The organism is Nesterenkonia populi, from assembly GCF_007994735.1.
In the GTDB taxonomy this organism is placed as follows: Bacteria; Actinomycetota; Actinomycetes; order Actinomycetales; family Micrococcaceae; genus Nesterenkonia; species Nesterenkonia populi.
In genome coordinates, this window is record NZ_VOIL01000001.1 from 394196 (window position 1) to 415307 (window position 21112).

At 67.0% G+C, this 21112-nt stretch carries 22 protein-coding genes and 1 tRNA gene; 8 read left to right on the plus strand and 15 right to left on the minus strand.

What is annotated here, in order from left to right; translation table 11 throughout:
* Positions 1–28: 28 nt before the first annotated feature.
* Positions 29–637, plus strand: a complete 609-nt coding sequence (locus tag FWJ47_RS01855) for a DUF305 domain-containing protein (RefSeq protein WP_147103327.1) — start codon at positions 29–31, stop codon at positions 635–637.
* A gap of 91 nt (positions 638–728) precedes the next feature.
* On the opposite strand, the gene FWJ47_RS01860 is transcribed toward FWJ47_RS01855, so the two are convergent.
* Positions 729–801, minus strand: a tRNA-Arg gene (locus FWJ47_RS01860).
* Positions 802–889: 88 nt separating this feature from the next.
* Here FWJ47_RS01860 and cobA point away from each other — a divergent pair.
* Positions 890–1699, plus strand: coding sequence for a uroporphyrinogen-III C-methyltransferase (gene cobA / locus FWJ47_RS01865; RefSeq protein WP_147103329.1), 810 nt, complete (start codon positions 890–892; stop codon positions 1697–1699).
* A 134-nt stretch (positions 1700–1833) separates the two neighbouring features.
* Here cobA and FWJ47_RS01870 read toward each other — a convergent pair whose 3' ends face one another.
* From FWJ47_RS01870 to FWJ47_RS01890, 5 genes are all read right to left on the minus strand, one after another.
* A complete protein-coding gene (locus FWJ47_RS01870; protein WP_146340828.1) occupies positions 1834–2037 on the minus strand; it encodes a cold-shock protein in 204 nt (67 codons plus the stop codon).
* 137 nt (positions 2038–2174) lie between these two features.
* Positions 2175–4556: an FdhF/YdeP family oxidoreductase gene (locus tag FWJ47_RS01875; RefSeq protein WP_246126119.1), complete on the minus strand. Its 2382-nt coding sequence runs from the start codon at positions 4554–4556 to the stop codon at positions 2175–2177.
* A gap of 69 nt (positions 4557–4625) precedes the next feature.
* Positions 4626–5579 carry a formate dehydrogenase accessory sulfurtransferase FdhD gene (gene fdhD / locus FWJ47_RS01880; protein ID WP_147103333.1) on the minus strand — a complete coding sequence of 318 codons (954 nt, stop codon included), beginning with the start codon at positions 5577–5579 and terminating at the stop codon, positions 4626–4628.
* Entirely contained in the window at positions 5579–6778 is a 1200-nt protein-coding gene (locus tag FWJ47_RS01885) for a molybdopterin molybdotransferase MoeA (protein ID WP_147103335.1), read from the minus strand. Before FWJ47_RS01885 ends, fdhD begins: the two co-directional genes overlap by 1 nt.
* Before the next feature lie 12 nt (positions 6779–6790).
* Complete coding sequence (locus FWJ47_RS01890) at positions 6791–7102, minus strand: DUF6457 domain-containing protein (protein WP_147103337.1); 312 nt, start codon at positions 7100–7102, stop codon at positions 6791–6793.
* A 206-nt stretch (positions 7103–7308) separates the two neighbouring features.
* Between FWJ47_RS01890 and FWJ47_RS01895 the strand changes: the two genes are divergently transcribed.
* A complete protein-coding gene (locus FWJ47_RS01895) occupies positions 7309–9060 on the plus strand; it encodes an OFA family MFS transporter (protein WP_147103339.1) in 1752 nt (583 codons plus the stop codon).
* Positions 9061–9118: 58 nt separating this feature from the next.
* Here FWJ47_RS01895 and mobA read toward each other — a convergent pair whose 3' ends face one another.
* The 5 genes from mobA to FWJ47_RS01920 all read right to left on the minus strand — a co-directional run bounded on the left by mobA (position 9119) and on the right by FWJ47_RS01920 (position 13465).
* Positions 9119–9766: a molybdenum cofactor guanylyltransferase gene (gene mobA, locus FWJ47_RS01900; protein WP_170228433.1), complete on the minus strand. Its 648-nt coding sequence runs from the start codon at positions 9764–9766 to the stop codon at positions 9119–9121.
* A gap of 43 nt (positions 9767–9809) precedes the next feature.
* Entirely contained in the window at positions 9810–10307 is a 498-nt protein-coding gene (locus FWJ47_RS01905) for an HNH endonuclease (RefSeq protein WP_147103342.1), read from the minus strand.
* Positions 10308–10484: 177 nt separating this feature from the next.
* On the minus strand, positions 10485–11351 hold the full coding sequence (locus FWJ47_RS01910; protein ID WP_147103344.1) for a C40 family peptidase: 867 nt from the start codon (positions 11349–11351) through the stop codon (positions 10485–10487).
* A 169-nt stretch (positions 11352–11520) separates the two neighbouring features.
* Positions 11521–12432: a C40 family peptidase gene (locus tag FWJ47_RS01915; RefSeq protein ID WP_147103346.1), complete on the minus strand. Its 912-nt coding sequence runs from the start codon at positions 12430–12432 to the stop codon at positions 11521–11523.
* Between the two features lie 313 nt (positions 12433–12745).
* Positions 12746–13465, minus strand: a complete 720-nt coding sequence (locus tag FWJ47_RS01920) for an iron-dependent transcriptional repressor DtxR (protein ID WP_147103348.1) — start codon at positions 13463–13465, stop codon at positions 12746–12748.
* Positions 13466–13536: 71 nt separating this feature from the next.
* Between FWJ47_RS01920 and serC the strand changes: the two genes are divergently transcribed.
* A complete protein-coding gene (gene serC / locus FWJ47_RS01925) occupies positions 13537–14655 on the plus strand; it encodes a phosphoserine transaminase (protein ID WP_147103350.1) in 1119 nt (372 codons plus the stop codon).
* Positions 14656–14728: 73 nt separating this feature from the next.
* On the opposite strand, the gene FWJ47_RS01930 is transcribed toward serC, so the two are convergent.
* Together FWJ47_RS01930 and FWJ47_RS01935 are read right to left on the minus strand one after the other, a co-directional pair.
* Complete coding sequence (locus FWJ47_RS01930) at positions 14729–15460, minus strand: response regulator transcription factor (RefSeq protein ID WP_246126120.1); 732 nt, start codon at positions 15458–15460, stop codon at positions 14729–14731.
* An 88-nt stretch (positions 15461–15548) separates the two neighbouring features.
* A complete protein-coding gene (locus FWJ47_RS01935; RefSeq protein ID WP_147103354.1) occupies positions 15549–15818 on the minus strand; it encodes a hypothetical protein in 270 nt (89 codons plus the stop codon).
* Positions 15819–15875: 57 nt separating this feature from the next.
* Here FWJ47_RS01935 and FWJ47_RS01940 point away from each other — a divergent pair, with 57 nt between their 5' ends.
* Both FWJ47_RS01940 and FWJ47_RS01945 read left to right on the plus strand, forming a co-directional pair.
* On the plus strand, positions 15876–16256 hold the full coding sequence (locus FWJ47_RS01940; RefSeq protein ID WP_147103356.1) for a cold-shock protein: 381 nt from the start codon (positions 15876–15878) through the stop codon (positions 16254–16256).
* 11 nt (positions 16257–16267) lie between these two features.
* Positions 16268–16591, plus strand: coding sequence for a DUF3027 domain-containing protein (locus FWJ47_RS01945; protein ID WP_147103359.1), 324 nt, complete (start codon positions 16268–16270; stop codon positions 16589–16591).
* Between the two features lie 20 nt (positions 16592–16611).
* Here the strand turns inward: FWJ47_RS01945 and FWJ47_RS01950 are convergent, their stop codons facing one another.
* The gene (locus tag FWJ47_RS01950) at positions 16612–17544 is read right to left on the minus strand and encodes a serine hydrolase (RefSeq protein WP_147103361.1); all 933 of its coding nucleotides are present in this window, start codon (positions 17542–17544) and stop codon (positions 16612–16614) included.
* A 93-nt stretch (positions 17545–17637) separates the two neighbouring features.
* Here FWJ47_RS01950 and FWJ47_RS01955 point away from each other — a divergent pair, with 93 nt between their 5' ends.
* Together FWJ47_RS01955 and FWJ47_RS01960 are read left to right on the plus strand one after the other, a co-directional pair.
* Positions 17638–19227, plus strand: a complete 1590-nt coding sequence (locus FWJ47_RS01955; protein ID WP_147103363.1) for a sensor histidine kinase — start codon at positions 17638–17640, stop codon at positions 19225–19227.
* Between the two features lie 161 nt (positions 19228–19388).
* Positions 19389–19679, plus strand: a complete 291-nt coding sequence (locus tag FWJ47_RS01960) for a WXG100 family type VII secretion target (RefSeq protein ID WP_147103365.1) — start codon at positions 19389–19391, stop codon at positions 19677–19679.
* Positions 19680–19879: 200 nt separating this feature from the next.
* Here the strand turns inward: FWJ47_RS01960 and FWJ47_RS01965 are convergent, their stop codons facing one another.
* The gene (locus tag FWJ47_RS01965) at positions 19880–21112 is read right to left on the minus strand and encodes an alpha-hydroxy acid oxidase (protein ID WP_147103367.1); all 1233 of its coding nucleotides are present in this window, start codon (positions 21110–21112) and stop codon (positions 19880–19882) included.

Consider the following 21112-nt stretch of genomic DNA (forward strand, 5'->3'; position numbering starts at 1 on the left):
CCGAGAAGCCCACCGAAAGGAGCTCAGAATGAGAACCACCTTCACCCCCCAGCTGGCCGGCCTGCTGGCAGCTTCGCTTGTGCTGTCATCCTGCGCGCAGGACGGCGACCAAGGGTCTTCCCCGGCAGGTGAGCATGATCAGCACACTCCTGAGGCGACAGACGCTCAGTTCAACGAGGCCGACGTGGAGTACGTGTCGGGGATGATCGTCCACCACCAGCAGGCCGTGGAGATGTCCGACCTCCTCTTGGAGGAGGATGACGCAGACCCTGATGCTGCCGCTCTCGCTGAAGACATCCGAGCCGCCCAGCAGCCTGAGATCGATGAGATGGAGACGTGGCTGGCGGCGTGGGGGCACGAGACCAGCGATGAGGACGAACACCGCGAGCATGGGGCCTCGCACGAAGGCATGATGAGTGAGGGCGACCTCGAGCAGCTTGAAACAGCTTCGGGAGAAGAAGCTTCGCGACTCTTCCTGGAGCAGATGATCATCCATCATGAAGGTGCAGTGAGCATGGCTGAGGACCACCTGGAGAATGGGGAGAGCCCCGACGCCCTGGAACTCTCAGAGAACGTGATCTCAGAGCAGAGCGCGGAGATCAGCCAGATGCAGGAGATGCTCGAGGACCTGTCATGAATGCCCTCTGAACCATGCTGCGGTCCGTTCCGAGGCGGACTGCACTGGGGTCGCTTCGCTCGGCTCCTCGACAAGGACCGCCGATGCTCTGTGCCCCAGACAGGATTCGAACCTGTGACACCCGCTTTAGGAGAGCGGTGCTCTATCCCCTGAGCTACTGAGGCGGGACTCATCCATCGTACCGGTCGGCATGTGACTCTGCGTGAAGGCACTGTCATCCCCGAGTTACATGCCGGGCCTACTCTTGAAGATATGTTTGAACAGAAGCCCGACCGCACCGGGCGCGTCACACTGGTGGGCGGCGGCCCCGGAGCCGCGGACCTGATGACCGTGCGTGCCATGCGTGCCCTCGCGGCAGCCGACGTGGTCTTCTACGATCGGCTCGCCCCCACCGAGGAGCTGCGCGAGTGGGCCCCCGAGGCAGAGCTGTTCGACGTCGGCAAGCGTCCCGGCCATCACAGGGTCACCCAGGAGAACATCCACAGCATGATGCTCGACGCCGCGCAGGCCGGAAAGCACGTGGTGCGGCTCAAGGGCGGGGACCCGTTCGTGTTCGGCCGCGGATGCGAAGAGGTCGCCGCCTGCCGCGACGCCGGCGTCCCCGTCACCGTCGTGCCGGGAATCACCTCGGCGATCTCTGTTCCGGCTGCTGCCGGGATCCCCGTCACCGCACGGAGCATCACCCGCACCTTCACTGTGATCTCCGGGCACGACCCTCTCACCGACGAGGAGCTCACAGGCCTGGTCGCCCTCGGCGGGACTGCCGTCATCCTCATGGGAGTCGGCACCCTCGCCAATACGCTCACTGGGCTTCAGAGTCACGGGATGCGCGCCGACACTCCCGTCGCCGTGGTGGAGCGCGGCTTCAGCGACGACCAGCGGATCCTCATCGCCGACTCGCAGGAGATGATCGCCACCGCCGCGAACGCCAAGCTGCGTCCGCCCGCTGTGCTGGTGATCGGCGAAGTCGTCCGCCTCGCCGCCCAGGAGGAGGACCAGGGCGTCGCCGTCCGCGGCGCCGGGGCTCTCGGCGAGCTCCGCGCCATGGCCGCCCACAGCTGAGCTCCTGGGGGAAGAGCCCACGCCCCCAGGAGAAGAAAGTCTGTCCAGACATGACTGTGGCCCCCGCTCCGGATGGAACGGGGGCCACAGTGCCGTCTCAGGCAGCTAGCGCCTGATCATCGCTCGTCTCTCGATCAGAGCGGGCTGACGTTCTCAGCCTGCAGACCCTTGGGTCCGCGGGCAGTCTCGAACTCAACCTGCTGGTTCTCCTCGAGGGAGCGGAAGCCAGAGCTGTTGATCGCGCTGAAGTGCACGAACACGTCGTCGGAGCCGTCCTGGGGGGCGATGAAGCCGTATCCCTTTTCGGCGTTGAACCATTTCACGGTGCCAGTGGCCATGGTGTTTCCTTACTGCTGTTTCTCTGCACCGATGAGTTCACGGCGCATTTCCCTCAACGCCTGGCCAGGCCCTGAGGGAAGATTTTTCGGCCACTAACAAATATGAAAATGACGTACTGCGCTTCAGTCTACGCCACTCAGGCCGCGACTTCGACCTCGACCTGGTGGTTGATGGTGGTGCGGTCGGTGCCGGTGGAGGGCACGAACCGCACCATCATGGCCTTGAAGCCCGGAGTATTGGACTCGCGCGCCTTCAGATCCCGGTGGACCAGGGCGTTCGCCTCCGGGTAGTAGGCGGCCGCGCAGCCCCGCGCAGTGGGGTACTCCACCAGGGTGAACTGGTTGGCACGACGCTCCTCACCGTCGTAGACGGAGATCACGTCCACCACCTCGCGGTGCTCGAAGCCGCTCTCCTTGAGGTCGTCGGGGTGGATGAGGATCACACGACGGCCCCCCTTCACGCCGCGGTAGCGGTCGTCCAGTCCGTAGAAGGTGGTGTTGTACTGGTCGTGGGAGCGCATGGTCTGGAGCACCAGGTGCCCCTCCGGGGGCTTGAGGTACTCCATCTCACGCACGGTGAAGGAGGCCCGGCCGTCCTCGGTGGCGAACTCGCGGTGGTCGCGCGGCGGGTTCGGCAGCACGAAGCCGTACTTCTGGCGGATGCGCTTGTTGAAGTCCTGGGTCCCGGGGATCACGCGGGAGGCGTGGTCGCGGATGACGTCGTAGTCGTCGGCCATGGCCTGCCAGTCGATGGGGTGGTCCGGGTCGTCCTTGAAGATCGCCTGGGACATGCCGGCGAGGATGGACGGCTCGGAGAGCAGGTGGTCGGAGACCGGCTCGAGGCGGCCCTGGGTGGAGGACACCACGGACATGGAGTTCTCCACGGACAGGAACTGACGTCCGCCGGGGTGCTTGTCGTCCCGGTCGGAACGGCCGAGGGTCGGCAGAATGATGCTGGTCTTGCCGTGGGCCACATGGCTGCGGTTGGGCTTGGTTGAGATGTGCACGGTCAGCCCGGTGTTGCGCAGGCCGTTCTCCATCACCTCAGTGTCGGAGTTCGCCATGGCGAGGTTGCCGCCCAGAGAGACGAACACGTCCACGTTGCCTTCCGCCATGGCGTACATGGTGTGGGTGGAGTCGTAGCCCTCTTCGCGCGGAGAGACGATGCCGAACTCCGCGTCGAGCCCCTGGAGGAAGTCCTCCTTGGGCTTCTCCCAGATCCCGAAGGTGCGGTCGCCCTGCACGTTGGAGTGGCCGCGGACGGGGCAGGCGCCGGCGCCGGGCTTGCCGAAGTTCCCCTGCATCAGCAGCAGGTTGATGATCTCCTTGATGGTGTCCACCGAATGGGGCTGCTGGGTGATCCCCAGGGCCCAGCAGAAGATGGTGGCCTTGGACGCGGCGAGCATGTCGCCGATCTTCTCGATCTCGGCGCGCTCGAGGCCGGTGGCCTCCTCGATCTCGTCCCAGTCCAGCTCCTGGCGGGCAGCCTTGTAGTCCTCCCAGCCCTTGGTGGACTGCTCGATGAAGTCCTTGTCCAGCACGCTGCCGGGGCTCTCCTCCTCCTTCTTCAGGAGAAGGTGGCCCAGCGCCTGCATCAGCGCCTGGTCGCCGCCGACCTTGATCTGGAGGTACTCGTCGGAGATCTTGTCGCCGGTGAGCACCTTGTGGGACTGCAGCGGGTGCTCCATGGGAGCCTGGGGGTCCTTGAACTTCATCAGGCCGGCCTCCGGCAGCGGATTCACGGAGACCACCTTGCCGCCGCGATGGCGGGCCTTCGCGAGGGAGCCGAGCATGCGGGGGTGGTTGGTGCCGGGGTTCTGGCCGATCACGAAGATCAGCTCGGCGTTCTCAATGTCCTCCAGGGAGACGGTTCCCTTGCCGATGCCGATGGTGGGGTTCATCGCGGTGCCGGAGGACTCGTGGCACATGTTGGAGCAGTCAGGGAGGTTGTTGGTGCCCAGGGAGCGCGCCATCAGCTGGAACATGAACGCAGTCTCGTTGGGGGTGCGCCCGGAGGTGTAGAACACGGAGCGCTCAGGCGTAGTGGCCTTGATGTGCTCGGCGATGGTCTCGAAGGCCTCGTCCCAGGAGATGGGCTTGTAGTGGGTCTCGCCCTCCCGAATGATCATCGGGTGGGTGATGCGGCCGGACTGGCCCAGCCAGTACTCGGTCTTCCTCTCGAGCTCGGAGATGGGGTGCTCGGCCCACCACTCGGGCGGGCAGATCCGCTTGGTGTGCTCCTCGGCGAGGGCCTTGGCACCGTTCTCGCAGAACTCAACCTGCTTGCGATCGCCGGTGATGGACTCGGGCCATGCGCAGCCGGGACAGTCCACGCCCTTGTCCTGGTTGACGCGGTAGAAGTTGCTCACCGTGCGGCGGACGCCGCCGTGGAAGAGACTGCGCTTGAAGGAGACCTGCACCGCCTTCAGACCGGCGGCATAGTCCTTCTTGTGGGTGATCTTGAGATTGCTCTCGTCGATGTCCTTGAAATTGGCGATGCGTCCGCGAACGTCATTCATGGGTGCGCTCATCCTTCACAGTGGGGTGAGATGTCTCGGGCTTGCTTGGTCTCAATCGTACCGAGGCCCTCAGGCGGGCGCATTCACGGCCTGTTCAGTGTTCCGCTCTGCGGGAACGGAGCGGCCTGCGGCATCACGCCCGGGCTGGATCTCGGAGGCGGAGGCATCGTCCTCGGCGAGGTCGATGATCCGCTCGGGGTGGGTGTACACGTTGATGCTCTTCCCCCGGGAGAAACCGGCCAGGGTGAGCCCGGAACGGTCTGCGAGGTCCACGGCGAGCGAGGACGGCGCCCCCACGGCGGAGAGCAGCTCCACCCCGGCGAGCGCGGCCTTCTGGACGAGCTCGAAGCTCGCACGGCCGGAGACCTGCAGGGCGGTTCCGGCCAGGGGGAGCCGGCCCTCCATGAGGCCCCAGCCGACCACTTTGTCCACCGCGTTGTGCCGGCCCACGTCCTCACGGAGGCAGAGCAGCTCACCGTCGGCGCCGAAGAGGCCGGCGGCATGGACTCCGCCGGTCTTGGAGAAGAGCGCCTGGGAGTCGCGCAGCGCGTCGGGGAGGCTGAGGAGCTGCTCGGCAGTGATGCTCAGGTCTCGGCTGCCGCGCCCCGGCGGGAGGGTCTTCTCCACGGCGTCGATGCTGGTGGTGCCGCAGATCCCGCAGGCGGAGGTGGTGGTGACGTTGCGCTTTCCGGACAGCGCCGACTGAGCGAGCACCGGGTCCATGCCGACGTCGATCACGTTGTAGGTCTGGTTGCCGAACTCGTCCTGCCCGGAGCAGTAGCGCAGCCCGCGCAGCTGCTCGGCGGAGACCACCAGCCCCTCGGCGACCATGAACCCAGCGGCGAGCTCGAAGTCGTTGCCGGGGGTGCGCATCGTCACGGTGAAGGACTCGCCGCCCAGGCGCAGCTCCAGGGGCTCCTCCACGGCGATGGAGTCGAGCTTGGTGCGGTGGCTGGCAACGGCGTCCCCCTCCTGGGGACGGATCACCCGGGTGACGCGTTTGCGCTGGATCAGACGGCCCATCACTGCTCCTCGTGGGTACGGCGTAGAGAGGGCAACGCGCCGGGGACCTCGAAACATTCCACGGGCTCTCCGGCCGAGATCCCCGCGGGCGGCACGACGGCGAAGACATCAGCCTCAGCCAGGCCCCGCATCATGTGGGATTTGTCGTGCCCGGAAGCACGAACACCGTCCTGGGCCGCGCTGGCGGGGAGCAGGCGGAGGCCCCGGCGGGCGCCCGTGAGCTGCTCGGCGGCGGTGAGCCGCAGGCTGGGCGCGGTCCGGCCGGCCAGCGCTGACAGCAGCGGAACGCCGAGCGCCGAGAGCGCGGCGAAGCCGGCGAGGGGGTTGCCCGGAAGGCCGAGCACCCACCGCTGGGCGTGCCGGGCCAGCAGAGCCGGGTGGCCGGGTCGTATGTCCACAGAGTCGACGACGATCTCCGCACCGAGCTTCTCCAGGGCCGGCCGGAGCACATCCGCCCGAGAGTGAGCGGTGCCGCCGGTGGTGATGACCACATCCTCTGATGCGGTGCGCAGCTGCTCGAGCATCTGGCCGAGGTCGTCCTGCAGCCGGGCGGAGGCCGCGGGAACCGCACCGAGCCCGGTGAGCATCGAGGGCAGGGCGACTCCGAAGACATCACGCACCTGCCCGGGCCCAGGGATGCCGGAGGTGACCACCTCCGTGCCGGTCAGCACCAGCCTGACTGTCGGGGCCGGACGGGCGAGCAGCTCGTCGTATCCGGCGACGGCGGCCGCCGCGGCCCTGGCTGGGGTGATCCGCACCCCTGCGGGCAGCAGCGAGTCCCCCTGGGAGGCTTCCACCCCGCGGGGCCGGATGTTGCGCCCCGGCTCAAGATCAGGAGTTTCCGGAAGCGCGCGGAGGGAACGCTGACTGTGCTCGCTGTGCTCCTGACGAAGGACGGAGACGGTGCCCTCCGGGACGGGAGACCCGGTGACGACTCCTGCTGCCTGGCCGGGGCGCAGCGCCGGCAGAATGTCCGCAGGGCCCTCGGCGCGCTCCGGGATGACCTCCCAGCCGCCGTGGGACCCTGCATCGCTCACCGCCCAGCCGTCCATGGCGGAGGTTGAGACGTGCGGAATGTCCAGCCGGGCACGAACCCCTTCCGCGCTGATCAGGCCGCCGGCCTCCCCCAGCGGCACTCGCCGGGCAGGCGCAGGCTCGGCCGCCGCGGCTCGTCGTCGCGCCTCAGCAAGGCTCAGCATGATGGGCGGGGATCAGCCCTCGGCCTGCTGGCGCTGCTCCAGCAGGTGCTCAGCGACCCGGCTGGCGGCATTGAAGGCCTGCTCGTAGGTGGCCTGCCCGGAGGCTTCGGCCAGGCCGACCACGTATCCGATGACGTAGGTGCTCACCGGCGCTGCGGGGCGGACGACGGTGTGCGCGGCGACGCCGGCAAGCTTCAGCAGCTTATTGATGTCGATCTCAGTCTCGGGGATCTCCAGGTGCTCCTTGAGCTCGTCGACCCAGAGCTCAATAGCTTCCCTGGTGAGCTGCGACTCGGACTTTTCAGGGTTTTCGCTGACAGACATTTCAGGTTCCTTGGAGCTTGGGACGTTCAGATAGGTGACCAGCTGCCCTCCAGGGTCTCATAAGGCTCGCCGTCCCATCAGGCTCGCCGGCGCCCCGGAAGATCGGTGGGTCTTCTACAGGCCGTAGAAGCACGCCGAAGCAGCCCGGTGATAACGTGCCCACGCTGAATCCCCGCACAAAACCAATACTGAGGAGAGTTGCACCAATGGCTCCAAGCGCCGACACGCGCGCAGACTCCTACCGCAAGATCACTGCGGGTCCGGGGTTCAACCGCTGGCTCATCCCACCGGCCGCCCTGGCAATCCACATGTGCATCGGGCAGGTCTACGGCACCTCGGTGTACCAGGGGCGGCTGGCCGAGCACTTCTCCGAGGACCCGCTGGTGGGCATCTTCGGCCAGATCCTCGGCCCCATCTTCGGCGGTGAGGACGCAGCCCAGACCGCGGTGGCGTTCTTCGCGTTCTCCCTGTCCATCGTGCTGCTGGGCCTCTCCGCAGCCCTGTTCGGCAAGTGGGTGGACTCCCGCGGCCCCCGGATGGCGATGCTGGCATCCACGGTCTGCTGGGTCTCCGGCTTCCTGGTCGGCTCTGTCGGCATCTTCACCCAGCAGCTCTGGCTGGTGGGCCTGGGCTACGGCGTCATCGGCGGCATCGGCCTGGGCATCGGCTACATCGCCCCAGTCTCCACGCTGATGAAATGGTTCCCGGACCGTCCCGGCCTGGGCACCGGCATGGCCATCATGGGCTTCGGCGTCGGCGCGATGATCGCCGCACCGTTCTCGAACATGATGATGGGCATCTTCGATGACATGGGTGCTGACGAAGGCGCCTCGGTCGGCTACCTCTTCCTGACCCTGGCCGTGGTCTACGGCCTGATGATGCTCTTCGCCGCCTGGATCGTCCGGGTCCCGCCCGAAGGCTGGAAGCCGGAGGGCTTCGACCCGGATACCAAGAAATCCTCCAAGATGATCTCGGCAGGCAACGTCACCGCCAACAACGCCGTCAAGACCCCGCAGTTCTGGCTGCTCTGGGTGGTGCTGTTCGTCAACATCACCGCGTCCATCGGTCTGCTGCCGCAGGCGGCCAGCTTTGTGCAGGACTTCTTCCGCGAGGACGACGGCGAAACCTTTGCCCACCCGGAGGTCGCGGCAGTGGCCGCCGCCGGGTTTGTCGGCTACCTGTCGCTGACCAACACCCTGGGCCGGTTCATCTGGGCCTCCACCTCGGACAAGATCGGCCGCAAGCCGATCTACATGATCTACCTGGGTCTGGGCGCTGCGCTCTACGTGGCGCTGGGCATGTTCGGCAACACGAACATGGCCGCGTTCATCATTCTGATCGGCATCATCCTGTCCTTCTACGGCGGCGGCTTCGCCACCATTCCGGCCTACCTGAGGGATCTCTTCGGCACCGTCCAGGTCGGCGCGATCCACGGCCGGCTGCTGACCTGCTGGTCGGCCGCCGGCATCGTGGGACCGGCCATCGTGAACATCACTCTGGATGCCGCTGACGGCGTTCCGGGTGAGGATCTGACCGCCGCGGACTACCGGCCGGCGCTGTTCATCATGGCCGGCCTGCTCGTGGTGGGCTTCATCGCCAACCTGATGGTGCGCCCGGTCAGCGAGAAGTGGCATGAGGAGTCCAAGCCCTCCGAGGACGATGAGGACAAGGACGACGCAGAGGAGAAGGCTGAGGCCGAGACCCAGAAGAAGGGCTCCGACACAAAGGTCGAGCCGGCCGGCGCCCCGATCGTTCCGGTCCCGGTGGCCTGGGTGGTGGTGTCCATTCCGATGCTGTACGGCCTGGTCTACACCTTCATCAACGCGATCCAGCTGTTCTTCCCGCCGGAGCCTGACGAGGTCGACGGCGATGACGCTGAGACCGAGGCCAGCGGACTGCTCACCGCAGCACGTCTGGCAGCGGCCGCCGTGCGGAGCGTTCACTCCGTGATCAGCTGATCCGTGCGCCCCTGACTGTGTCCCGGCTGCCCGTGTGGGGGCCGGGACACAGCTGTGTCTAGGGCAGATTCACTCCGAGGCGCCGCGCATCCTCCGGCCTGTCGACGTCCTTCCCAAGATGCGCAGGCATGACCGGCCGGCGATGAGGGATAGGAGCCAGGAGGGTTCTGACGCGGCCGCCCTCAACCGTCTGTGCGTCCAGTCCAAGCATCTGCTCTCGGAGAGCCTGCACGGGAACCGCTGAGCTGAGGAACTGATCCCGGCCCTCCCAATCCAGGGGCACTACGGCCTCTGCTCCGCTGCCCGCGGCCTGATCAAGCAGCCAGTTCAGCAGCGGTCCGGGATCAACGACGTCGACGGCCAGCAGCAGCACGTGTCCTGTCTGGGCCTGCAGAGCCTGCATCCCCGCGTAGACAGCAGCGGCCGGCCCCCCGTAAGCAGGCTCCTCACGAACCACCGTGACATTCGGGCGCTCCCGCACGTAGGGGTCTCCGCCCCCACCGGGTTCCTTCGACGCGTACGGCAGCATCGAAACCTGGTCTTTGAGGTGCTCGGGGCCTACGACGACGATCTCCTCAGCGCCTCGGACGCTCAGCGCTTCGATCCAGTGCTTCAGGAGCGTGCGTCCGTGCTGGGTGAGAGATGCTTTGTCCACTCCGCCCAGGCGTGCGCCTCGTCCGCCTGCGAGCAGAATCGCTGCGCGCACCGCGACGGCTCCCTCGTGAGGGGCGTCAGGCGTAGGGGCGCTCTCAGGCAGGGCTGTGCTCCAAGAAGGGCATCCAGGCCTCCTGCGGGGCGTCGAGCTCCTGGGGCAGCCACATGTGGTGAAGAGGAGCCTTCGGGGTGACACGCAGCGTCCAGCCCAGCCGCTCCAAGGTCTTGTCCCCTTTGCGCACGTTGCAGGGACCGCAGCAGGCCACGAGGTTCTGCCAGGAGGAGTCTCCGCCCCGGGCACGAGGGACGACGTGGTCCACGGTGGCGGCGGGTTTGCCGCAGTAGGCGCAGGTCCGATGGTCTCTGCGCAGAACACCGCGCCGCGAAGGGGTCGCGGGCCCGCGCCTGACCACCCGCACGTAACGATGCAGAAGGACGACGCTGGGCCTGGGGATCAGAGCAGAGGGCGAGGCGATGGGCGTGCCGTCCTGGGCGAGGATGCTGGCTTTTCCGCGCATCACCAGCAGGGCGGCACGGCGGGAGGACACCACGCTCAGCGGCTCGTAGCCGGCGTTGAGCACCAGTGTTCGCATCTGATCAGCCTCCCGGGCGCCGTCTCTCCAGGGCTGGATGGACGTGCGCTGCGAATCTGTCCGTCCTCAACTATATGCCATCTGCGGCGCGGGCTCAGCCTCAGGGCCCCGGGGACGCGTCAGGGGCGCAGTCCTTTGGACTGCGCCCCTGACGATCACGTTGAGAGTCGGCTGGGATCAGCCGCTCGGCCGCAGGTAGGCGACCACACCGGAGTACCCGGTGCTGTGCTGGTGCACGCCGCCGCCGTTGGTGGTGGAGGAGATCGACTGGCCGTTGCCGATGTAGATCTCAGCGTGCCCACCACCGTTGGAGATCACGATGTCACCCGGCTGCGGGCTTGAAACCCGGGGCAGGGAGGCAAGCATGCCGCCAGTGGTGCGGGGAATGCTGGGGCCGCCGGCCTGGGCGTAGGCCCAGTTCACGAAGCCGGAGCAGTCCATGCCGGAGAGGCTGGAGCTGGCCCACACGTAGGGGGTTCCGATGGCCGCGTAGGCCGCAGAGACGATGCCGCCGCCGCTGGTGGCCGACTGAGCGGGCTCAGCGGTCTCGCTGGCGGCAGCCATGGACTGGCTCTCGTCAGCGGTCTCCTGCTGGCCGGTGGCGGTGCCGGCCTGAGCAGCCTCTTCCTGAGTGCCGCCGGTCTGGGCGGACTCAGTCGTGGTCTGCTGCTCAGTCGTGGTGGAGGAGGGCTCCTCGGACTCAGCCGGGGCAGCGGACTCGGAGCTGACCGAGGGGCGCTCGAAGGCCAGCTCCGAGCTGGGGGAGGCCACGACGGTTGCGGACTCGGGGGACTCAACCTGAGAAGCGCGCTCGGCCTTCTCGAGAGTCAGGCCGATCTCCTGGGAGGCGCGCGTGGTGTCGGTGGCCTCAGCGGCTTCTGCGACAGCGGGGGTGGCGGCCAGGAGGCCGGGGGCGGTGAGGGCCAGGGCGGCGACCCCACCGGTACGGGCGGTGCGCTTTGCGGCACGGAGCTGCACGGCCTGCATGCCGGCGGCCTCGCGACGCTCGCGGCGGCTCTGGGTTTTGGTCTCTGTGATCAGCACGGGAATGACTTTATAACAGAAAGGTCTCGATGTCACATTTTCATCACGGTGGCCGCTGACCAGGCCACATGCAGCCTTGGAGCAGGCTGGAAAAGCTGTGGAAACGCGTCAGGGGCGCAGTCCCTGCGGACTGCGCCCCTGAGGAAGCACACGAAGAGTGACGCGAGGCTCAGCCGCCCGGACGGAGGTAGGCGGTCGGGTTGTGCCAGCCGGCGTGCAGAGAATGGATGCTCACGCCGTTGGATACCGTGGCGGAGATGACCTGGCCGTTGCCGATGTAGATGCCGCCGTGGGACTGACCATTTGCGATCACGATGTCGCCGGGCTGGGGGCTGGAGACACGGGGCAGCGAAGCCATCATGCCGTGGGTGGTGCGGGGGACGGTGGGGCCTCCGGCACGGGCATAGGCCCAGTTGATGAACCCGGAGCAGTCCATGCCGCCAGTAGTGGTGCCGCCCCAGCTGTAGGGAGTTCCCAATGCTGCGTGCGCCGCGCTCACGATGGAGCCGGAGCCTGCCCCAGAGTCAGAGGACTCAGAGGAGGAGGAATCGCCGCCGGAAGCAGCCTGCGGGCCGGACTGGGAGTCGTCGGACTGGCTCTGCTCAGCCTGGCCGCCGGCGGCGGAGGACTGGCCCGAGCTCTCCTGCGCGGGCTCCTGCTGAGTCTGAGCGGGCTGGCTCTGGGCCTGCGTCTGCCCCTGGGAGGCCGGTGCGGACTCGGTCTGGGCAGGAGCCGGCTCAGCCTCCTCCTCAGCGGGAGCGGCGGACTCGGAGGTCACGGCTGGGCGCTCGAAGGCAAGCTCGGCGTCGCGCGATGCGGTGACGCTGACCGGAGCGGCGCTGGAGGCGCGCTCCACGCTGAGATCGCCGGTGGTGACCTCAACGGTGGTGGCCTCGCGGCCTTCGTCTGCGGAAGTCTCTGAAGCATTCGCGGCGACGCCGGAGCCGATCACCAGACCGGAGGCAGCCAGGGAGGCGGCGGCGGTGCGACCAGCAGCGCCGGCGTGGGCGGAGACAGCGCCGGCAAGGCCACGGGCGCGACGCCGGTCGCGGCGCGAAGCGAATTCGGTGTTCTCTGTCACTTTCAAAACCTCTTCCCCTGCATGCGGTAGTGGTGTGCTTCCGGGCCAGCCGCAGGGTTGGTGCCGGTCCGGCGTGCTCAGGCATCTCGGACATGCGCCCGAGCACGGCAACGACTTTATAACGGTTCGATATAAATGTCACGCTCAGGTCACGACGCACCCCGATCAGCCTGCGGAAAGGCTGAAATCCCCCGGACAAGAGCACGAGCGCTGAGCGGCGTGTGTCGGTTTGTCACAGAACGGTCACGCGCTGAAGCCCCGGGGATGCATCCCCGCCTGGAGTGCCTGCCCGGGGCAGGTCAGCGGAGAATCTTCACACGGACCGTTCGTTCACGAAGATGTGCTGGGCGACCTCCAGCGGCAGCTCGACGTCGAACTCCCCTTCCTGCTCGTCCAGCACAGACAGGAGCACGTACGCCTCGTTCATCCCCTTGACCGTCACATCCACGCCCGGGCGCAGCCTCACGTCCAGCAGCTGCTCGAGCACCTCCGGCTCCACCTGGATGGACTCGGCCAAGCGCTGGATCCGCCAGTGGCTGTTCTGCCCGCCGTGCAGCTCCGCGGCCCGGCGAAGCGTGGTGCGCGCCAGCGAGGCCGGATGCGCGACCCTCTTCACGCCGAGCTTCTCCAGCCCGGGGATCGGGTTGCCGTAGGGAGACTCCACCGGATCCTCGAGGATCTCCACCAGCCGGCGCTCCACGCGTTCGCTCATCACGTGCTCCCAGCGACAGGCCTCCTCGTGGATATAGGGCCAGTCCAGTCCGATCACGTCGGAGAGCAGCCGCTCGGCGAGCCGGTGCTTGCGCATCACCTGGACGGCCAGTTCGCGGCCGGACTCGGTCAGCTCCAGCTGCCGGGACTCGGTCAGATGCAGAAGCCCGTCGCGCTCCATGCGGGCCACGGTCTGCGACACCGTGGGCCCTGAGTGCTCGAGGCGTTCGGCGATCCGGGCGCGCAGCGGCACGATCCCCTCCTCCTCGAGGTCGAGGATAGTGCGCAGATACATCTCTGTGGTGTCGATCAGATCGGTCAACCTGTGCTCCCGTAACAACTAGGCTGGGCATGGCATAGCACACATCATCTCACCTGCAAGGAGTCACGCCAGTGGTCGCTGAGCACATCACCATCCCCGCCGAGCTGCTGCCCGCCGATGGGCGCTTCGGGGCCGGGCCCTCCAAGGTCCGGAAAGAGCAGGTCGCCGCGCTCTCCGAGGCGGGCGCCAGGCTGCTGGGCACCTCCCACCGTCAGGCTCCGGTGAAGTCCCTGGTGGGAAGCGTTCGCGAGGGGCTGAGCCAGCTGTTCCAGGTGCCGGAGGGCTACGAGGTGGTGCTGGGCGTCGGCGGCTCCACCGCCTTCTGGGACATCGCAAGCTTCAGCCTCGTCTCCTCCAAGGCCCAGCACCTCTCCTTCGGCGAGTTCGGCTCCAAGTTCGCCAAGGCCACCGATCAGGCTCCCTTCCTGGAGGCCTCCAGCATCCTCACGGCGGAGCCGGGCACCCGTCCCGAGCCGCGGCCTGAGGTCGGCACAGACGTCTACGCCTGGCCGCAGAATGAGACCTCCACCGGCGTGGCCGCCCCCGTTGAGCGCGTGGCAGGGGCCGACGACGACGCGCTGATGGTCATCGACGCGACCTCCGCCGCGGGCGGCCTCGCCGTGGACGTCGCCGAGAGCGATGTCTACTACTTCGCGCCCCAGAAGAACTTCGCCTCCGACGGCGGCCTCTGGATCGCGATCATGTCCCCGAAGGCGCTGGCCCGCACCGAGAAGCTCACCGCCGAGCGATGGGTTCCCGACTTCCTGAACCTGCAGACCGCGGTGGACAACTCCCGCAAGGACCAGACGTACAACACGCCAGCCCTGGCCACCCTGGTGACCCTTGATGAGCAGATCCGGTGGATCAGCTCATCCGGCGGTCTGGACTTCGCCGTCGCCCGGACCGCCGACTCCGCCTCCCGCGTCTACCGGTGGGCGGAGCAGCACAGCCTCGCGGCCCCGTTCGTGCAGCGGGCCGAGGACCGCTCCAACGTGATCTGCACCGTGGACTTCGACGACGCCGTTGACGCCTCCGCCGTGGCGAAGACGCTGCGAGCCAACGGGATCGTCGACGTGGAGCCGTACCGCAAACTGGGCCGGAACCAGCTGCGCATCGCAACCTTCACCGCCATCGAGCCCGACGACATCAGCCAGCTGCTGAAGTCCATCGACTTCGTGCTGCAGAGCTGAGCCTCCGCACATCAGCAGAGGGAGGGAGAGCCCATGGGCTCTCCCTCCCTCTGCTTGGCTGCGGCGTCGGAGCCTAACCGATGCCCTGAGTCTTCTGACGGCGCTCCCATGTCTGGAGGACGTAGCCGACCCCACGCTTCGTCTGGATGGCGGGGGCCCCCTCAGCACCGGATTCGATCTTGCGGCGCAGGTAAGAGATGTAGGACTCCACGATTGAGGCGTCCCCGTTGAAGTTGTACTCCCACACGTGGTCGAGGATCTGCTGCTTGGAAAGGACCCGGTTCGGGTTCATCATCAGGTAGCGCAGCAGCTTGAACTCGGTGGGTGAGAGCTCGATGATCTCGCCGTCGCGGCGAACCTCGTGGGCGTCGTCGTCGAGCTCCAGGTTGTCGATGGCCAGGATGGCGTCCTCGCCGTCATCCGGGGCGGTGCGGCGCAGGACGGCCTTGATGCGGGCGACCACCTCGTCCAGGGAGAACGGCTTGGTGACGTAGTCGTCCCCGCCCACGGTGAGGCCGGTGATCTTGTCGTCGGTATCGTCCCGGGCGGTGAGGAACACCACGGGAAAGTGCTTGCCGGCTGAGCGCAGGCGGCGGGTGACGGTGAAGCCGTCCATGTCCGGGAGCATGACATCCAGCACCGCCAGGTCCGGGGAGAACTCCTCCACGGTGTCCAGGGCCTCGCGGCCATTGGCGGCCGCGGCCACCTCGAAGCCCGCGAAGCGCAGGGAGGTTGCGAGCAGCTCACGGATGTTCGGCTCGTCGTCAACGACGAGCAGCTTGCCTTCGGTCTTGTTCTCAGTCACGGCGCCAGTGAACACCCGGTTTCTGGGAGTCGGCTGAATACTTCCTGGCTGAGCAGTGAGCATGAGGGACGCCGGCGCTCTTCTCCGCTCAAGCAGGGGCGCCGAGAGCTCGCAGGCGCCGGGCGTGCTGGCGGCGGCGCAGTGCCAGCAGCACGTAGCTGAGCATCAGCATGAAGCCCAGAGGAAGGCCCCAGAGCGACAGCCAGTACAGTGCTGCGTGCGGGGTGGTCTCCACAAAGTAGAGGCTCAGGATCACCAGCAGCGCGACGAAGGAGACGGCAGTGATGATCACGCCGAGAATCAGGGCGGCCCGGGACACGGGCCCCGGGGCGGGGAGGACTGCGGGGGCGTCTGGCATGAGGCCGATTCTATCGGCGTTACCCTTAAAGCTTCTGTCAGAAGGAGGTTCAGCACAGTGCCCACTGGAAAAGTGAAGTGGTTCGACGCCGAGAAGGGCTTCGGGTTCGTCACCGGCGATGACGGCGAGGAGGTCTACCTGCACTCCTCCGCGCTGCCCGGAGGCGCCGTCGTGAAGTCCGGCACCCGTCTCGATTACGGTGTAGCTGACGGCCGCCGCGGCAAGCAGGCGCTGTCGGTGCGGGTGCTCAGCGAAACCCCGTCGGTGGCCAAGGCCGCCCGCAAGCCCGCCGAGGAGATGGGCGAGCTGGTCCAGGACCTGGTCACCATGCTGGACAACACCACCGGCCAGCTGCGCAGGGGGCACTACCCCAAGCCGGAGCGCGCCCAGCAGATCGCCGCGCTGCTGCGCCGCGTGGCCGACGATTTCGATGCCTGAGGAGGACCAGCATGGCCACCCCTGACCAGCCCCTGGCTGCCGCCGTGACCACGGCCCGCACCGCCGTGGAGGAGATCGCCGGGCCCGGCGAGGTCGGCGATCACGTCTCCGCCGTCGCCGAGGATCTGCGCCTGGTGACTCATCGCTTCGCCGCGGACAAGCCCGGCTACTGGGGCTGGGAATGGTTCGCCACCCTGGCCCGGGCGCCCCGCTCCCAGAAGGTCACCGTGTGCGAGGTCGGAATGCTGCCCAGCGGGGACGCCCTGCTGGCGCCTGAGTGGGTGCCCTGGGAGGAGCGCCTCAACGAGGGGGAGAAGGAGCAGGCCGAGGCTTAGCCGGGGCGGGCATGCTGGGGTCAGCGTCCCAGCGCCGCCTCAGCCTCCTCGGCGATCTCTGCGATCTCATCCCAGCTGGAGCCTTCGGTGAGGATCGTCAGCACCCAGGTGCCAGCCTCGTCGTGGATGACGGCGGCATCGTGCAGGTACCCGTCGATGAAGCCCACCTTGTCGTGCACGTCGCCGGATACTCCGGCGGGGATGCCGTCGCGGTGAATGTTCTCCGCCATGGCATCCATCAGCACGGCATCGCTCTCAGTATCCAGCGGAAGCTCCCCCGACTCCCAGCGGGCGAGCATCCCGGCGAGGTCCTCGGCCGTGGTGTGGACGTCGCCGACCTCAAAGCTGGTGGTCTCCACGCCCGTCTCCGGGAGGTCCGCGACGATCTGGTCACGGCCGACGACGTCGTAGAGCAGCTCCTCGGCGCAGGGGTTGTCCGAGACCGCGATCATGTCGTAGAAGCACTGGTCGAGATCGCGCCCATCAGCAATGGCCTGATCCCAGGCCAGCTCGCCGGCCTCGACCTGCTTCAGGGCGCTGTAGGCCACATACAGCTTATAGGTGCTGGCCGGCTCCATGGGAGCATCCGCACTGTAGGCGGCGTGCCGGCCCTCTCCGGAGAGTTCGATGAGACTGACGCTGTACTCCCCGGGGCGCCCCTCGAGGATCTCCTCGAGGCGGACATTCAGATCTGTGTCTGCGGGCCCTGCGAGGACCTCGGAGGCGATGTGCGCAGCCGGCTCGTCCTCCTCGGCCTCAGGGTCGTTCTCGGGCTCATCCCCCGCGACCGGCTCATCCTCAGGCTCCGGCTCCTCCTGGGCTGGTGCGGGGACCTCGCGCTCCTCCTGATCAGGCTGATGGACCAGTGCGAGGCCGCCGCCGATCATCGCAGCAGAAACCAGCACGATCACGCCCGCCACGAACAGGCCCCAGCCCAGCAGCGTCTTCTTCAATGAGCTCCCTCTTCACTCCGGTGTCACATCTGCGCGCACCAGCACCCTAGCTCACCCTCAGGCTGAATTTCCCTGCAGGATAGACTGGCCCCTATGCCTCGCCGCGCCGCCCAGAAGCTCTCGAGCACGTGGCGGAGCACGTCGCTGCGAACCCAGCTGGTGACCATCACCACCGCCCTGCTGCTGCTGACGCTGGTCGTCACCACCTTCGTCTCCGCATCCCTGTTCCGGCAGGAGCTGCTGCGCAATATGGACGAGGATCTGGCCGCCAACGCGGATCTGGTCTCCGGGTACCTGCACCAGGAGGTGGACCCCGAGCAGCCGGAGGTGGACCACGGCAGCATCGTCCGCTTCCACGCCTGGGTGGTTGATGAGGGGGGCGAGCCGCTGCTGCGCACCCATTGGCCCTCTGAGGCCCGCGACCACCCGGAGCTGCCTCGTCCCACCATCCAGGAGGCAAGGGAGCAGTTCGGCGAGTCCTTCGAGGTTGCGGGCACTCAGGAGGACTCCCGCGGCTGGCGGGTTCAGGTCCATCCGCTGCGCAGCGAGGAGGGATCGCTGGTGATCGCCCTGCCGCTGCGCTCGGTGGAGACGTCAGTGGAGCGAGCCACGTTCCTGGTGGCGACCATCGGCCTGCTGGCCACCCTGGGCGCCTCAATCATCGCCTACTCGCTGGTCACCCGTGCCTTCCGCCCCCTGCTGAAGGTGGAGCGGACGGCCGGCGCCATCGCCGCAGGGGACTTCTCCCAGCGCGTGCAGACCACTGCTCCCCGGGAGACCGAGGTGGGACGACTGGCGGCCTCGCTGAACGTGATGCTCGAGCACATTGAGCGTGCCTTCGACGCCCGCGTCGCCTCCGAGGAGAAGATGCGCCGCTTCATCCAGGACGCCTCCCACGAGCTGCGCACCCCTCTGGTCACTATCCGCGGGTTCTCGGAGCTTTACCGCCACGGTGGGATGGAGGACAACCCTGACGCCGTGCACGCGGCCATGGGGCGCATTGAATCTGAGGCCACTCGTTTGGGCGACCTGGTCGAGGATCTGCTGACCCTGGCCCGATTGGATGAGCAGCGGCCCATGGAGCCGGTCCCGCTGGACCTGAACATCGTCGCGCACGAGGCGATGATGGATATGAGCGTCAACGCCCCGGACCGTGAGGCGAAGGTGATCGGGCTCGACGACGGACGGGCCCGCCCAGCCCCGGTGATCGGCGACGAGGGCCGCATCCGTCAGGTGGTCACCAATCTGGTGCAGAATGCTCTGCGCTACACCCCGGCCGGCAGCCCCATTGAGCTGGCGGTGGGCACGGAAAGCCTGATCACGGGTAAGCCGGAGTCGGTCATCCAGGTGCGCGACCACGGCGAGGGGATCAGCGAGGAGGACGCGGAGAAGATCTTCCTGCGCTTCTACCGCTCGGACTCCTCCCGGCAGCGGGAGACCGGCGGGACTGGGCTGGGGCTGGCCATCTGCGCGGCGATCGCCGCCCAGCACGACGGCAGCGTCCGCCACTCCGAGACGGAGGGCGGAGGCGCCACGATGACCCTGCGCCTGCCCATGGCTGAGCCTCCGGAGGAGGACGCCCTGGACGACGACGAGGCTGAGGGCCTGGAGGATGATCCCGGTTTTGACACCGGCGACATCGAGCATCTGCGGGAGGCGGCGCTGCAGCACCGCAGCGAGTAGGCAGGCCCGCCCGGGCACCGGTCTTCCACAGACAGGCAGAGTGGGGCGGGGGCGCGCTGGCCGCTCCACATGATGTGCTCAGCCGCCGCCAGGGTCGGGGTTCGGCTTCATACCGTCGGGGCAGAAGGAGACGCCTTCGCCCCAGACGGAAGGAACGGATCATGGCGGTTTTTCAGATCGACACCACGGAGCTGCTGTCGAAGAGTCAGAACGTCGAGGCCACCCTGGGCCGCATCCAGTCGGACGTGAACATGATGGAGGGACAGCTGCGCCAGCTGCAGGAGACGTGGAAGGGCTCCGCGGCAGTCGCCTTCCAGGATGTGCTGACCCAGTGGCGCTCCGCCCAGGTGCAGGTGGAGCAGTCCCTGGCAAGCGTCCGTCAGGCGATGGCCTCAGCATCCGCCCAGTACGAGGAGACCGAGTCCGCGAACACTCGCGTCTTCGGCCGCTGAGCCAAGCCCTCGCCCAGAAGACAGAGAGAGGCCCCCGCGTGATGCTCCTGCGGGGGCCTCTCTCTGCGCAACGATGCAGACCAGAGCCCGAGGTTCGAGGCCGCTGTGGCGTCCCCGGTGCCAAGGAACAAGTCTCTGCACTTCGGTTCCGCCATCACAGCAAGTTGCTAATGTGAGAGTTGCAGTACTGAGCCGTTGTTTCAGACTCGTGGTACGAGTCGGGTCAGTTGCATAACGTGCTTGGGCTCGAGCTCTTCAATGCTGGACACCTCAAGCAGCTTCATGGTGCGCTCGATCTGCTGACTGAGGATTTCGATGGCCCGCTCCACACCGATGCGTCCGCCGGCCATCAGCCCATAGAGGTAGGCACGGCCGATGAAGGTGAACTTCGCGCCCAGCGCAAGCGAGGCCACAATGTCTGCTCCACTCATGATGCCGGTGTCGATGGTGACCTCCAGATCGTTACCGACTTCCCGCGCCACGTCGGGCAGCAGGTGGAAGGGAACCGGCGCACGGTCGAGCTGCCGTCCGCCGTGATTGGAGAGCACCACGCCGTCGACGCCGAGGTCTGCGAGTTTCCGGGCGTCCTCAACCGACTGGACACCTTTGACTACGAGCTTGCCGTTGAAAAGCTCACGGATAACCTTGAGGTCTTCAAAATTGATGGATGGGTCCATCGCCTTGTCAAGCAGTTCGCCCACGGTGCCCCCGGTGGAGGTGAGCGAGGCGAATTCCAACGGCGGGGTGGTCAGAAAGTCATACCACCACCAGGGCCGCGGAATCGCGTTGATGACGGTGGAGGGAGTCAATGCGGGCGGGATTGAGAAGCCGTTGCGGGTGTCGCGAAGGCGAGCCCCAGCCACCGGAGTGTCCACGGTGAACATGAGGGTGTCGAAACCAGCGGCTGCCGCACGCTCGGTAAGCTTGTAGGAGATCTCCCTGTCCTTCATGACGTACAGCTGGAACCAGTTGCGCCCGTCAGGATTCGCGGCTTTGACGTCTTCGATGCTGGTGGTGCCCAAGGTCGACAGCGTGAACGGAATGCCGGCGGCCCCGGCAGCCAAGGCACCGGCAGTCTCTCCTTGAGTCTGCATCAGCCGGGTGAACCCGGTGGGCGCGATGCCGAAGGGTTGTGCGGAGCTTCCTCCGAAGATCTGGGTGCTGGTGTCCACCTCGGAGACATCTCGAAGAATAGAGGGGGTGAACTCCACGTCCTGGAAGGCCTGACGGGCCCGGGACAATGACAGCTCGCCCTCGGCAGCGCCATCGGTGTAATCAAAGGCAGCCTTCGGGGTGCGACGTTTGGCGATCTTCCGCAGATCCTCAATGGTCAGCGCAGCGTTGAGGCGGCGACGGGAGGCGTTGAAGTCGAACTTCTTGAACTGCATCAGCGGCGCGAGGTCGCGGGGCTTGGGAAGTTGTCGCTGGATCAT

Coding starts and splice junctions, on each gene's coding strand:
- fdhD (WP_147103333.1), bottom strand. CDS start 5,579: ATGGGCCGTCTGATCCAGCGCAAACGCGTCACCCGGGTGATCCGTCCC.
- FWJ47_RS01855 (WP_147103327.1), top strand. CDS start 29: ATGAGAACCACCTTCACCCCCCAGCTGGCCGGCCTGCTGGCAGCTTCG.
- FWJ47_RS01895 (WP_147103339.1), top strand. CDS start 7,309: ATGGCTCCAAGCGCCGACACGCGCGCAGACTCCTACCGCAAGATCACT.
- FWJ47_RS01945 (WP_147103359.1), top strand. CDS start 16,268: ATGGCCACCCCTGACCAGCCCCTGGCTGCCGCCGTGACCACGGCCCGC.
- FWJ47_RS01905 (WP_147103342.1), bottom strand. CDS start 10,307: ATGCGAACACTGGTGCTCAACGCCGGCTACGAGCCGCTGAGCGTGGTG.
- FWJ47_RS01935 (WP_147103354.1), bottom strand. CDS start 15,818: ATGCCAGACGCCCCCGCAGTCCTCCCCGCCCCGGGGCCCGTGTCCCGG.
- FWJ47_RS01955 (WP_147103363.1), top strand. CDS start 17,638: ATGCCTCGCCGCGCCGCCCAGAAGCTCTCGAGCACGTGGCGGAGCACG.
- FWJ47_RS01875 (WP_246126119.1), bottom strand. CDS start 4,556: ATGAATGACGTTCGCGGACGCATCGCCAATTTCAAGGACATCGACGAG.
- FWJ47_RS01890 (WP_147103337.1), bottom strand. CDS start 7,102: ATGTCTGTCAGCGAAAACCCTGAAAAGTCCGAGTCGCAGCTCACCAGG.
- FWJ47_RS01885 (WP_147103335.1), bottom strand. CDS start 6,778: ATGCTGAGCCTTGCTGAGGCGCGACGACGAGCCGCGGCGGCCGAGCCT.
- FWJ47_RS01870 (WP_146340828.1), bottom strand. CDS start 2,037: ATGGCCACTGGCACCGTGAAATGGTTCAACGCCGAAAAGGGATACGGC.
- cobA (WP_147103329.1), top strand. CDS start 890: ATGTTTGAACAGAAGCCCGACCGCACCGGGCGCGTCACACTGGTGGGC.
- FWJ47_RS01960 (WP_147103365.1), top strand. CDS start 19,389: ATGGCGGTTTTTCAGATCGACACCACGGAGCTGCTGTCGAAGAGTCAG.
- FWJ47_RS01965 (WP_147103367.1), bottom strand. CDS start 21,112: ATGATCCAGCGACAACTTCCCAAGCCCCGCGACCTCGCGCCGCTGATG.